We start from the raw sequence: 13631 nt of genomic DNA, 5'->3' as shown, positions 1-13631 counted from the left end.
TACGGCAAGGCGACGCTGACGAAGTTTGAATTGGATTTTCACAGAGTGTAAATTGTTGAAACTAGGTTGTCATACAATGTATACCACTTGGGCTTTGGCAGTAGCTAACTGCACTAAATATAATATAAGGAGGGTTTTATGGGGAAAGGCCATTGGAATCGGAAAAGAGTTTATAGCATTCGTAAGTTTGCTGTGGGAGCTTGCTCAGTAATGATTGGGACTTGTGCAGTTCTATTAGGAGGAAATATAGCTGGAGAATCTGTAGTTTATGCGGATGAAATACTTATTACTCATACTGCTGAGAAACCTAAAGAGGAAAAAACGATAGTAGAAGAAAAGGCTGATAAAGCTTTGGAAACTAAAAATGTAGTTGAAAGGACAGAACAAAGTGAATCTAGTTCAACTGAGGCTATTGCATCTGAGAAGAAAGAAGATGAAGCCGTAACTCCAAAAGAGGAAAAAGTGTCTGCTAAACCGGAAGAAAAAGCTCCAAGGATAGAATCACAAGCTTCAAGTCAAGAAAAACCGCTTAGGGAAGATGCTAAAGCTGTAACAAATGAAGAAGTGAATCAAATGATTGAAGACAGGAAAGTGGATTTTAATCAAAATTGGCACTTTAAACTCAATGCAAATTCTAAGGAAGTCATTAAATCGGATGCAGATGTATCTACGTGGAAAAAATTGGATTTACCGTATGACTGGAGTATTTTTAACGATTTCGATCATGAATCTCCTGCACAAAATGAAGGTGGACAGCTTAACGGTGGGGAAGCTTGGTATCGCAAGACTTTCAAACTAGATGAAAAAGACCTCAAGAAAAATGTTCGCCTTACTTTTGATGGCGTCTACATGGATTCTCAAGTTTATGTCAATGGTCAGTTAGTGGGGCATTATCCAAATGGTTATAACCAATTTTCATATGATATCACTAACTATTTGAACAAAGATGGTCGTGAGAATGTGATTGCTGTCCATGCAGTCAACAAACAGCCAAGTAGCCGTTGGTATTCAGGAAGTGGTATCTATCGTGATGTGACTTTACAAGTGACAAATAAGGTGCATGTTGAGAAAAATGGGACAACTATTTTAACACCAAAACTTGAAGAACAACAACATGGCAAGGTTGAAACTCATGTGACCAGCAAAATCGTCAATACGGACGACAAAGACCATGAACTTGTAGCAGAATATCAAATCGTTGAACGTGGTGGTCAGGCTGTGACAGGTCTAGTACGTACAGAGAGTCGTACCTTAAAAGCACATGAATCAACAAGCCTAGATGCGATTTTAGAAGTTGAAAGACCAAAACTCTGGACCGTTTTAAATGACAAACCTGCCTTGTACGAATTGATTACGCGTGTTTACCGTGACGGTCAATTGGTTGATGCTAAGAAGGATTTGTTTGGTTACCGTTACTATCACTGGACTCCAAATGAAGGTTTCTCTTTGAATGGTGAACGTATTAAATTCCATGGAGTATCCTTGCACCACGACCATGGGGCGCTTGGAGCAGAAGAAAACTATAAAGCAGAATACCGTCGTCTCAAACAAATGAAGGAGATGGGAGTTAACTCCATCCGTACAACCCACAACCCTGCTAGTGAGCAAACCTTGCAAATCGCAGCAGAACTAGGTTTACTCGTTCAGGAAGAGGCCTTTGATACTTGGTATGGTGGCAAGAAACCTTATGACTATGGACGTTTCTTTGAAAAAGATGCCACTCACCCAGAAGCTCGAAAAGGTGAAAAATGGTCTGATTTTGACCTACGTACCATGGTCGAAAGAGGCAAAAACAACCCTGCTATCTTCATGTGGTCAATTGGTAATGAAATAGGTGAAGCTAATGGTGATGCCCACTCTTTAGCAACTGTTAAACGTTTGGTCAAGGTTATCAAGGATGTTGATAAGACTCGCTATGTTACCATGGGAGCAGATAAATTCCGTTTCGGTAATGGTAGCGGAGGGCATGAGAAAATTGCTGATGAACTCGATGCTGTTGGATTTAACTATTCTGAAGATAATTACAAAGCCCTTAGAGCTAAGCATCCAAAATGGTTGATTTATGGATCAGAAACATCTTCAGCTACCCGTACACGTGGAAGTTACTATCGCCCTGAACGTGAATTGAAACATAGCAATGGACCTGAGCGTCATTATGAACAGTCTGACTATGGGAATGATCGTGTGGGTTGGGGGAAAACAGCAACCGCTTCATGGACTTTTGACCGTGACAACGCTGGCTATGCTGGACAGTTTATCTGGACAGGTACGGACTATATTGGTGAACCTACACCATGGCACAACCAAAATCAAACTCCTGTTAAGAGCTCTTACTTTGGTATCGTAGATACAGCCGGCATTCCAAAACATGACTTCTATCTCTACCAAAGCCAATGGGTTTCTGTTAAGAAGAAACCGATGGTACACCTTCTTCCTCACTGGAACTGGGAAAACAAAGAATTAGCATCCAAAGTAGCTGACTCAGAAGGTAAGATTCCAGTTCGTGCTTATTCGAATGCTTCCAGTGTAGAATTGTTCTTGAATGGAAAATCTCTTGGTCTTAAGACCTTCAACAAAAAACAAACCAGCGATGGTCGTACCTACCAAGAAGGTGCGAATGCTAAGGAACTCTATCTTGAGTGGAAGGTTGCTTACCAACCAGGTACCTTGGAAGCTGTAGCTCGCGATGAAGCTGGAAAAGAAATTGCACGTGACAAGATTACCACTGCAGGGCAACCAGCAGGAGTTCGCCTCGTCAAGGAAGAACACGCCATCGCCGCAGATGGAAAAGACTTGACTTACATCTACTACGAAATCGTAGACAGTGAAGGAAATGTTGTACCAACTGCCAATAATTTGGTTCGTTTCCAATTGCATGGACAAGGTCAACTAGTCGGTGTCGATAATGGGGAACAAGCCAGCCGAGAACGCTATAAGGCGCAAGCAGATGGTTCATGGATCCGTAGAGCCTTTAACGGTAAAGGGGTTGCCATCGTTAAATCAACTGAACAAGCAGGTAAATTCACTCTGACTGCCCACTCAGATCTCTTGAAATCGGACCAAGTTACCGTCTTTACTGGTAAGAAAGAAGGACAAGAGAAGACTGTTTTGGGGACAGAAGTAGCAAGAGTTCGTACATTAATTGGTAAAGAACCAAAAATGCCGAAAACAGTAGGTTTTGTATACAGCGACGGTAGTCGTGAAAAACTTCCAGTAACTTGGTCTCAAGTCGATGTTAGTCAAGCAGGAGTTGTGACTGTTAAAGGTACAGCAAATGGACGTGAGGTAGAGGCTCATGTCGAGGTTCTAGCAATTGCGAAAGAATTACCAACAGTTAAACGTATTGCTCCAAATACTAACTTGAATTCTGTAGACAAATCTGTTTCCTATGTTTTGACTGATGGAAGTGTACAAGAGTATGAAGTGGACAAGTGGGAGATTGCCGAAGAAGATAAAGCTAAGTTAGCAATTCCAGGTTCTCGTATTCAAGCGACCGGTTATTTAGAAGGTCAACCAATTCATGCAACCCTTGTGGTAGAAGAAGGAAATGCTGCAGCACCTGTAGTGCCAACTGTTACTGTTGGAGGTGAGGCAGTAACAGGTCTTACTAGTCGACAACCAATGCAATATCGTACTCTATCTTATGGTGCCCAACTGCCAGAAGTCACAGCAAGTGCTGAAAATGCTGATGTGACAGTTCTTCAAGCAAGCGCAGCAAACGGCATGCGTGCGAGCATCTTTATTCAGCCTAAAGATGGTGGCCCTCTTCAAACCTATGCAATTCAATTCCTTGAAGAAGCACCAAAAATTGCTCACTTGAGCTTGCAAGTGGAAAAAGCTGACAGTCTCAAAGAAGACCAAACTGTCAAATTGTCGGTTCGAGCTCACTATCAAGATGGAACGCAAGCTGTATTACCAGCTGATAAAGTAACCTTTTCTACAAGTGGTGAAGGGGAAGTCGCAATTCGTAAAGGAATGCTTGAGTTACATAAGCCAGGAGCAGTCACTCTCAAAGCGGAATATGAGGGAGCTAAAGGCCAAGTTGATCTCACTATCCAGGCCAATACTGAGAAGAAGATTGCGCAATCTATCCGTCCAGTAAATGTAGTGACAGATTTACACCAAGAACCTACTCTTCCGTCAACAGTAACGGTTGAGTATGACAAAGGTTTCCCTAAAGCTCACAAAGTCACTTGGCAAGCTATTCCGAAAGAAAAACTAGACTCCTATCAAACCTTTGAAGTGTTAGGTAAAGTTGAAGGAATTGACCTTGAAGCGCGTGCAAGAGTCTCTGTAGAAGGTATCGTTTCAGTTGAAGAAGTCAGTGTGACAACTCCAATCGCAGAAGCACCACAATTACCAGAAAGCGTTCGGACATATGATTCAAATGGTCACGTTTCATCAGCTAAGGTTGCATGGGATGCGATTCGTCCAGAGCAATACGCTAAGGAAGGTGTCTTTACAGTTAATGGTCGCTTAGAAGGTACGCGATTAACAACTAAACTTCATGTTCGCGTATCTGCTCAAACTGAGCAAGGTGCAAACATTTCTGACCAATGGACCGGTTCAGAATTGCCACTTGCCTTTGCTTCAGATTCAAATCCAAGCGACCCAGTTTCAAATGTTAATGACAAGCTCATTTCCTACAATAACCAACCAGCCAATCGTTGGACAAACTGGAATCGTAGTAATCCAGAAGCTTCAGTCGGTGTTCTGTTTGGAGATTCAGGTATCTTGAGCAAACGCTCCGTTGATAATCTAAGTGTCGGATTCCACGAAGACCATGGAGTTGGTGCACCGAAGTCTTATGTGATTGAGTATTATGTTGGCAAGACTGTCCCAACAGCTCCTAAAAACCCTAGTTTTGTTGGTAATGAGGACCATGTCTTTAATGATTCTGCCAACTGGAAACCAGTTACTAATCTAAAAGCCCCTGCTAAACTCAAGGCTGGAGAAATGAACCACTTTAGCTTTGATAAAGTTGAAACCTATGCTGTTCGTATTCGCATGGTTAAAGCAGATAACAAGCGTAGAACGTCTATCACAGAGGTACAAATCTTTGCGAAACAAGTTGCGGCAGCCAAACAAGGACAAACAAGAATCCAAGTTGACGGCAAAGACTTAGCAAACTTCAACCCTGATTTGACAGACTACTACCTTGAGTCTGTAGATGGAAAAGTTCCGGCAGTCACAGCAAGTGTTAGCAACAATGGTCTCGCTACCGTCGTTCCAAGCGTTCGTGAAGGTGAGCCAGTTCGTGTCATCGCGAAAGCTGAAAATGGCGACATCTTAGGAGAATACCGTCTGCACTTCACTAAGGATAAGAACTTACTTTCTTATAAACCAGTTGCTGCGGTTAAACAAGCTCGCTTGGTACAAGTAGGTCAAGCACTTGAATTGCCGACTAAGGTTCCAGTTTACTTCACAGGTAAAGACGGCTACGAAACAAAAGACTTGTCAGTTGAATGGGAAGAAGTTCAAGCAGAAAATCTGACAAAAGCAGGTCAATTTACCGTTCGAGGCCATGTCCTTGGTAGTGATCTTGTTGCTGAGTTCACTGTACGAGTGACAGACAAACTAGGCGAAGCTCTTTCAGATAACCCAGAGTATGATGAAGACAGTAACCAGGCCTTTGCTTCAGCCACTAACGATATTGATAGAAACTCCCATGACCGTGTGGATTATCTCAATGACGGAGATCATTCAGAAAATCGTCGTTGGACAAACTGGTCTGCAAGACCGTCTACCAATCCAGAAGTATCAGCAGGCGTAATCTTCCGTGAAAATGGTAAGATTGTAGAACGGACTGTTGCACAAGGAAAAGTTCAGTTCTTTGTAGATAGTGGTACAGATGCACCATCTAAACTTGTTTTGGAACGTTATGTCGGCCCAGACTTTGAAGTGCCTATCTACTATTCAAACTACCAAGCCTACGAATCTGGACATCCATTTAACAATCCAGAAAATTGGGAAGCTGTGCCTTATCGTGCGGATAAAGACATTGAAGCTGGTGATGAAATCAACGTAACATTTAAAGCTATCAAAGCCAAAGCTATGAGATGGCGTATGGAGCGTAAAGCAGATAAGAGCGGTGTTGCGATGATTGAGCTGACCTTCCTTGCACCAAGCGAATTGCCTCAAGAAAGCACTCAATCGAAGATTCTTGTAGATGGAAAAGAACTTGCTGATTTCGCTGAAGATCGTCAAGACTACCAAATCACCTATAAAGGTCAACGGCCAAAAGTCTCAGTTGAAGAAAACAATCAAGTAGCTTCGACTGTGGTAGATAGTGGAGAAGATAGTCTTCCAGTACTTGTTCGCCTCGTTTCAGAAAGTGGAAAACAAGTCAAGGAATACCGTATCCAGTTGACTAAGGAAAAACCAGTTTCTGAGAAGACAGTTGCTGCTGTACAAGAAGATTTTCCAAAACTCGAATTTGTTGAAAAAGATTTGGCATACAAGACAGTTGAGAAAAAAGATTCAACACTGTATCTAGGTGAAACTCGTGTAGAACAAGAAGGAAAAACTGGTAAAGAACGTATCTTTACAGCGATTAATCCTGATGGAAGTAAGGAAGAAAAACTCCGTGAAGTGGTAGAAGCTCCGACAGACCGCATCATCTTGGTTGGAACCAAACCAGTAGCTCAAGAAGCTAAAAAACCACAAGTGTCAGAAAAAGCAGATACAAAACCAATTGATTCAAGTGAAGCCAGTCAAACTAATAAAGCCCAGTTACCAAATACAGGTAGTGCGGCAAGCCAAGCAGCAGTAGCAGCAGGTTTAGCTCTTCTAGGTTTGAGTGCAGGATTAGTAGTTACTAAAGGTAAAAAAGAAGACTAGAAATTTTGATACCTTCTTTATCATTAAAGACCAAAGAAAAACTCTTGTCCTAAATAGAAGATAAAGAGCCTGAGACAAAATAGTTCTCAACCACAAAAAAGCTAGATATTTCCAATTGCGGAACTCTAGCTTTTTAATTTTGAGTCGTTCTCTTATTGTATAGTAGATTGAAACTAGAATAGTACACTTCTACTTCTAAAACATTGTTAGAAATCAATTTGACTGTCCTTATCGATTTGTCCTGTTCTTATTTCATTTCACTATGTTTTAGGAGGTTATTGGCCATAAGTACCAATCCCATGTCAATTCTCACTTGACGCATCCCTCTCAGATTACATATCTTGTAACCCAAACAAGCCTTTATCTGCCCAAAGACAGGTTCCACATCAATCTTGCGTTGAGCGAAAATCTGTCTACCTTGGGGAGATAAAAGCGCCTGACATTCTTTAACTTTCAAGTTTTGATAGCCTTCGTTCATATACAGTCCCTTTTGAGGGGCTGATTCAGGTTCGTCGGCGTAGTAAACCTTGATTTCCTGTTGAAAGTCTATCTGTGTTTTCTGATGTTTGATATGGTGAAAACGATAGCACCAGCCATCAGGATGTGTGTAGCTATCCTCCTTGTTATCATAGTGCCAATTCGCTAAGTTTCTAGCTGACTGTTTATACCCTCTCTTTTGTTCCTTGTCAAACATGGCATATTTAATCAGAAGGGGAGTGATTTCTTCTTGAAAATAGACCTGTATCTGTTCTTGAAGTTTGGCGGAGAATTTCTCTGTCGTTTTCTTCCACACAAAACTATACTTGTTGGCATTGGCTTCAATCTTAGTTCCGTCAATAAACAGACAATCTAAGGTCACTAACTCTTCCATTTTTAAACGAAGATTGAGGTCGATGAAAAGATCACGAATAAGGTCTTCCATCCCTTCAGCGACTCGAAAACGATTGATGGTGCGATAGCTGACAACCAACTGCCCTGTTAGGTATTGCATAGCCAGATTTTCAATCATCATTTTTTCAATTTTTCGCCCAGAGAAAATCCCTTGTGAATAGGCAAATAGAAGAGTAGATACAAGCATTTTAGGGTGATAAGACGGGCAATCAAAGGTATGATAGAAGGCGTAGAAGTGATGTTCCTCCAAGGTATTCACCACTTTTTCAATCGTAAAGACGAGATGGTCTTGTGGTAAGAAGGAACTGATTTCTAGTGGTAAAGTTGTTTGATTTGTGTTATAGTGAATATGCATGGGATAGCCTTTCTAAACGGTTTATTGTGCAATTCTATTTTACCAAGACTATCGCAACCATGCAAAAAAGCAACAGCAAATCCGTTGCTTTTTTGGATATAAGAGACTATTGTCCCAGACTCTTTTCTTTGTATAAAATTGTATAGTGTTATTGTCTATACTATTTTGTAGAGAAAGCAAAAATCCCTAGAAAAAAATGCTTAGGGATTCGACTATTTCATTAAGAACAATTCAACAATCATTTCTATATACATGATAAGGGTTAATAAGAATCCTGCACGCCAGAAGAATTTGATGAATTTAGGATAGTAAAAGCTGCGTTTTTTCAAAAGGAAGAAAAAGACGAGAATAATGGCTAGGATCGAGAGGGCTAGCCCCAGTCTAGGGAGGAAATTATGGGTAAAGGTTTTAGCTGTGATCAGGTAATACTCAAATACCAAGACTGGAAAAGCCAAATCCGCAAAGTTTCGTCCTAGTTTTTTTAATCTAAAAAGTTTGGTTAGGATAATGCAGACGACTAGAGTCAGTATCAATAATAAAATAGATGCTAATTTCATTAAAATCATACCCATATTGTATCATAAAAAAAGGCTAATGGAAACGAGAAACAGAGGAATTTATAGGAAAGTCAGGCTTTTGAGATTGTGGGTGATTTTTGTTATAATGAAAGTCATGAAATCTTATAATACCTTGAATGATTATTATCGAAAACTCTTTGGAGAAAAGACTTTTAAAGTCCCTATTGATGCGGGGTTTGACTGTCCCAATCGTGATGGAACTGTGGCTCATGGAGGCTGTACTTTTTGTACGGTTTCAGGTTCTGGAGATGCTATTGTAGCCCTAGATGCGCCTATCCGTGAGCAATTTTATAAGGAAATTGACTTTATGCACCGTAAGTGGCCAGATGTTCAGAAGTATCTGGTTTATTTTCAAAATTTTACCAACACCCATGAAAAGGTGGAAGTTATTCGAGAGCGTTATGAACAGGCTATCAATGAGCCAGGTGTGGTAGGAATCAATATTGGAACGCGTCCAGACTGTTTACCAGACGAAACCATCGAATATTTGGCTGAGTTATCGGAGCGCATGCATGTGACGGTTGAATTGGGCTTGCAGACTACTTATGAAGCAACCTCTGACCTGATTAACCGTGCGCATTCTTATGAATTGTAGGTGGAAACGGTCAAGCGTTTGAGAAAGTATCCCAAGATTGAGATTGTTTCCCATTTGATCAATGGTTTGCCTGGTGAAACCCATGAGATGATGGTTGAAAATGTCCGCCGTTGTGTCACGAATAACGATATTCAAGGGATTAAACTGCATTTGCTCCATCTTATGACAAATACTCGTATGCAAGGAGATTACCATGAGGGACGTTTACAATTGATGAGTCAGGACAAATATGTTAAGGTCATCTGTGACCAACTGGAAATCATTCCCAAACATATTGTCATCCATCGAATCACAGGAGATGCACCTAGGGATATGCTGATTGGGCTTATGTGGAGCCTCAATAAATGGGAAGCTCTCAACAGCATTGAGATGGAGATGCGACGTCGTGGAAGTGTTCAAGGATGCAAGGCTGTAAAACAGGAGTTTGAAAATGAAAAGACAACTTGAGATGGCACATGATTTTTTGGCTGAGGTCGTGACAAAAGAGGATGTCGTAGTGGATGCGACTATGGGAAATGGTCATGACACGCTTTTTTTAGCCAAGCTAGCCAAGCAAGTCTATGCCTTTGATATTCAGGAGCAAGCCTTGGAAAAGACCAAGGAGCGTTTGGACCAGGCTGGCTTGACAAATGCCCAGTTAATCTTGCAAGGTCATGAGACACTGGACCAGTTTGTTACAGAAGCCAAGGCAGGGATTTTTAATTTGGGCTATTTGCCGTCAGCTGATAAGTCTGTCATCACCCGACCGCAGACAACGATTGAGGCATTAGAAAAGCTATGTGGCTTACTTGTCAAAGGTGGACGAATTGCTATTATGATTTACTATGGTCATGAAGGAGGTGACCTCGAGAGAGATGCTGTCTTGGATTTTGTAATCCAGTTGAACCAACAAGAGTACACAGCTGCCATTTACCGAACTTTAAACCAAGTCAACAACCCGCCGTTTTTAGTGATGATTGAAAAATTAGAGAGATACAGACATGGATAAACAATACCTACACGAAAAGCTGGATGCCATGCGCCAGAATTTTGTTGAATCAACCCACCACGAACGAGCGGTGGGCGTGCTAGACCAAGCGCATATGAGCAAAAAAATGCTTAAAATCAAGAAAAAATTAGTTGCTCTTGAAATGGAACGGTGCCAGAGAAAAATTGAGCACAAAGACTGTTCCAAGATTGACCAAAAAATCAAAGAGCAGAAGGAGATATTTGAATCCTGTTGTAAAAAAGATTAAGGAGGACGTGCGTGGAATTACTGATTTACCTCATCCTATTTTTACTGGTTTTGATTGTCTCAAGTACAACCAATAAGCTCCTGCCCTTTTTGCCTCTCCCTTTGGTGCAGATTCTTTTGGGAATTGTGATTGGTCTCTTTTTACCCAATACTGACTTTCACCTTAATACGGAGTTGTTTTTGGCACTGGTTATCGGACCCTTGCTTTTCCGAGAGGCTGAAGAAGCAGATGTTACGGCTATTTTAAAACACTGGCGAATCATTGTTTATCTCATATTTCCAGTGATTTTTATCTCGACCCTGAGTTTGGGTGGCTTGGCCCATCTTCTTTGGTTCAGCCTTCCCTTGGCAGCTTGCTTGGCTGTTGGGGCAGCCCTTGGTCCTACGGACTTGGTGGCCTTTGCCTCTCTTTCGGAGCGTTTTAGCTTTCCTAAGCGCGTGTCCAATATCCTTAAGGGCGAAGGACTCTTGAATGATGCTTCTGGTTTGGTGGCTTTTCAGGTAGCTTTGACAGCTTGGACAACTGGAGCTTTTTCTCTGGGGCAAGCTAGCAGTTCGCTTATCTTTTCAATCCTAGGCGGTTTTTTAATTGGCTTTTTAACAGCCATGACTAATCGTTTCCTGCATAGCTTCTTGCTAAGTGTGCGAGCAACGGATATTGCTAGTGAGCTCCTTCTGGAATTGAGTTTACCCTTGGTAACCTTCTTCCTGGCAGAAGAAGTCCACGTTTCAGGGATTATTGCCGTCGTAGTTGCTGGGATTTTAAAGGCGAGTCGCTTCAAGAAAATCACGCTCCTCGAAGCCCAAGTGGATACGGTGACCGCGACAGTTTGGCATACAGTGAATTTTATGCTCAACGGTTCTGTCTTTGTGATTTTAGGAATGGAGTTGGAAATGATAGCAGAGCCTATCTTGACCAATCCAATCTATAATCCCTTGCTCTTGCTGGCATCTCTTGTCACCCTTACCTTTGTCCTCTTTGCTATTCGTTTTGTCATGATCTATGGCTATTTTGCCTATAGGACTAGACGTCTCAAGAAAAAGCTAAATAAGTATATGAAGGACATGCTTCTCTTGACCTTCTCAGGTGTCAAGGGAACGGTGTCGATTGCGACGATTCTCTTGATACCAAGTAATTTAGAACAGGAGTATCCTCTCTTGCTTTTCCTTGTTGCAGGTGTGACGCTTGTAAGCTTTTTAACAGGTCTCTTGATCCTGCCTCATCTTTCGGATGAACAGGAAGAAAGCAAGGACTATCTCATGCATATCGCCATTTTGAATAAAGTAACGCTGGAGTTGGAAAAAGAGTTGGAAGACACCAGAAATAAACTTCCCCTCTATGCGGCTATTGACAATTACCATGGACGTATTGAAAATCTCATTTTAAGCCAAGAAAACCAGGATGATCAAGAAGACTGGGCTGCTTTGAAACTCTTGATTCTTAGTATTGAAAGTGATGGACTGGAACAGGCCTATGAAGAGGGGAACATTAGCAATCGTGCTTACCGAGTTTACCAACGTTATCTGAAAAATATAGAACGAGGCATCAATCGTAAGTTTGCGTCACGATTGACCTATTATTTCCTTGTTTCTTTGCGGATTTTACGTTTTCTCCTTCATGAAGTTTTTACTCTCGGAAAGACCTTCCGTATCTGGAAGGACAAGGAGCAAAGCCGTCTCCGTGCTCTTGATTACGACCAAATAGCAGAGCTCTATCTTGCCAATACAGAGATGATTATTGAAAGTTTGGAAAACCTGAAGGGAGTCTATAGACGCTCTTTGATTAGTTTTATGCAGGAGTCTCGTCTTCGAGAAACAGCTATTATCAGCAGTGGTGCCTTTGTCGAACGGGTTATCAATCGCGTTAAGCCTAACAATATCGATGAAATGCTGAGGGGCTATTATCTGGAGCGCAAGTTGATTTTCGAATACGAAGAAAAACGATTGATTACGACCAAGTATGCCAAGAAGTTACGACAAAATGTCAATAACTTAGAGAACTATTCCTTGAAGGAAGCTGCCAATACCCTGCCGTATGATATGGTGGAATTGGTAAGAAGAAATTAGTTAATACTCTTCGAAAATCTCTTCAAACCACGTCAGCGTCGCCTTGGATTATATATGTGACTGACTTCGTCAGTTTCATCTACAACCTCAAAGCAGGGCTTTGAGCAGCCTGCGGCTAGCTTCCGAGTTTGCTATTTGATTTTCATTGAGTATAAGATTATAAGTGAAGGAGTGTGACATGAAAAAGTGGTGGAAAGAGCTGATAGACAAGCCTCTATTAAAAGCTTTTTTGCATTATTATCAAGCATCAGATAGTGAGTTGACCAGTGTCGCAGTAGCCTACTATTGGTTGATTTCGATTTTTCCCCTGCTTTTGGTGGTGGTCAATATCCTCCCCTATTTTCAGATTCCTGTGGGAGAACTTCTGGGCTTTATGAAAGACGTCCTGCCCCCAAGCCTCTATGAAGGTGTGGAAAAAATAGCCAGAGAAGTCTTGACGCAACCTTCAACAGGTTTATTGAGTTTTTCTGTCTTGTCGGCGCTATGGAGTTTTTCAAAATCTATGAATTTCTTGCAAAAAGCTTTTAACAAGGCTTATGGCGTCGAAAAGAGTCGTGGACTTATTTCCCATCAGATGGTGAGCCTCCTAGTCAGTTTTGGCTTGCAGTTCCTCTTTGCGTTTGCCTTGTTTTTGAGCTTGTTTGGGCAGATGCTTTTGGCTTTACTTGCTCATTATTGGACAAAAGATGGCATTATCTATCAGGCTTTACAAGGGTTGGCAGGTCCTCTGACTTACGCCCTCCTCTTTGCTATCTTGGTCATGCTTTATTATTTTCTTCCCAATCTATCTGACAGGAAAATTAGCTATACCCTACCAGGCAGTGCCTTTGTCCTCTTAGTGATTTTAGGTTTACTAACTCTGTTCTCTAGTTATCTCAATTACTATGTCCATCATTTGGTGGATGTCCGAATTTTAGGTTCCGTTCTTCTTGTTGTTATGATGTTTTGGTTTATCTTAATTGCCAAAATTGTTATTCTAGGCGCGGTGATCAATGCCAGTATACAGAGTTTGAAAGATCCGGTCTTTAAAAAAGATTAACTATTTATCTATTACAAAAGCGCATAGTATCA

Annotated in this window: 7 protein-coding genes and 1 pseudogene; 6 read left to right on the top strand and 2 right to left on the bottom strand. The window is 41.4% G+C overall.

The features are described 5' to 3' along the window. Positions 1-138 precede the first annotated feature (138 nt). A complete protein-coding gene (gene bgaA, locus HT703_RS08420) occupies positions 139-6840 on the top strand; it encodes an LPXTG-anchored adhesin/beta-galactosidase BgaA (protein WP_172930032.1) in 6702 nt (2233 codons plus the stop codon). Positions 6841-7087: 247 nt separating this feature from the next. Here the strand turns inward: bgaA and HT703_RS08415 are convergent, their stop codons facing one another. Together HT703_RS08415 and HT703_RS08410 are read right to left on the bottom strand one after the other, a co-directional pair. After that, the gene (locus HT703_RS08415) at positions 7088-8086 is read right to left on the bottom strand and encodes a transposase (protein WP_081005540.1); all 999 of its coding nucleotides are present in this window, start codon (positions 8084-8086) and stop codon (positions 7088-7090) included. 212 nt (positions 8087-8298) lie between these two features. Continuing rightward, the gene (locus HT703_RS08410) at positions 8299-8658 is read right to left on the bottom strand and encodes a DUF3397 domain-containing protein (RefSeq protein ID WP_000525408.1); all 360 of its coding nucleotides are present in this window, start codon (positions 8656-8658) and stop codon (positions 8299-8301) included. Between the two features lie 91 nt (positions 8659-8749). Between HT703_RS08410 and HT703_RS08405 the strand changes: the two are divergent. The 5 genes and pseudogenes from HT703_RS08405 to HT703_RS08385 all read left to right on the top strand — a co-directional run bounded on the left by HT703_RS08405 (position 8750) and on the right by HT703_RS08385 (position 13599). Further along, a pseudogene (locus HT703_RS08405) lies at positions 8750-9706 on the top strand (TIGR01212 family radical SAM protein). Then, complete coding sequence (locus HT703_RS08400; protein ID WP_054392962.1) at positions 9690-10247, top strand: class I SAM-dependent methyltransferase; 558 nt, start codon at positions 9690-9692, stop codon at positions 10245-10247. Before HT703_RS08405 ends, HT703_RS08400 begins: the two are co-directional and overlap by 17 nt. Then, positions 10240-10494, top strand: a complete 255-nt coding sequence (locus HT703_RS08395; RefSeq protein ID WP_000361073.1) for a hypothetical protein — start codon at positions 10240-10242, stop codon at positions 10492-10494. Before HT703_RS08400 ends, HT703_RS08395 begins: the two co-directional genes overlap by 8 nt. Before the next feature lie 11 nt (positions 10495-10505). Further along, on the top strand, positions 10506-12560 hold the full coding sequence (locus HT703_RS08390) for a sodium:proton antiporter (RefSeq protein ID WP_100127825.1): 2055 nt from the start codon (positions 10506-10508) through the stop codon (positions 12558-12560). Between the two features lie 178 nt (positions 12561-12738). Beyond that, the gene (locus HT703_RS08385; protein ID WP_054392960.1) at positions 12739-13599 is read left to right on the top strand and encodes a YihY/virulence factor BrkB family protein; all 861 of its coding nucleotides are present in this window, start codon (positions 12739-12741) and stop codon (positions 13597-13599) included. The last annotated feature ends 32 nt before the right edge of the window (positions 13600-13631 follow it).

The organism is Streptococcus sp. 3874 (assembly GCF_013276425.1).
In the GTDB taxonomy this organism is placed as follows: Bacteria; Bacillota; Bacilli; order Lactobacillales; family Streptococcaceae; genus Streptococcus; species Streptococcus pseudopneumoniae.
This window is presented reverse-complemented; position numbering and strand designations above follow the sequence as displayed.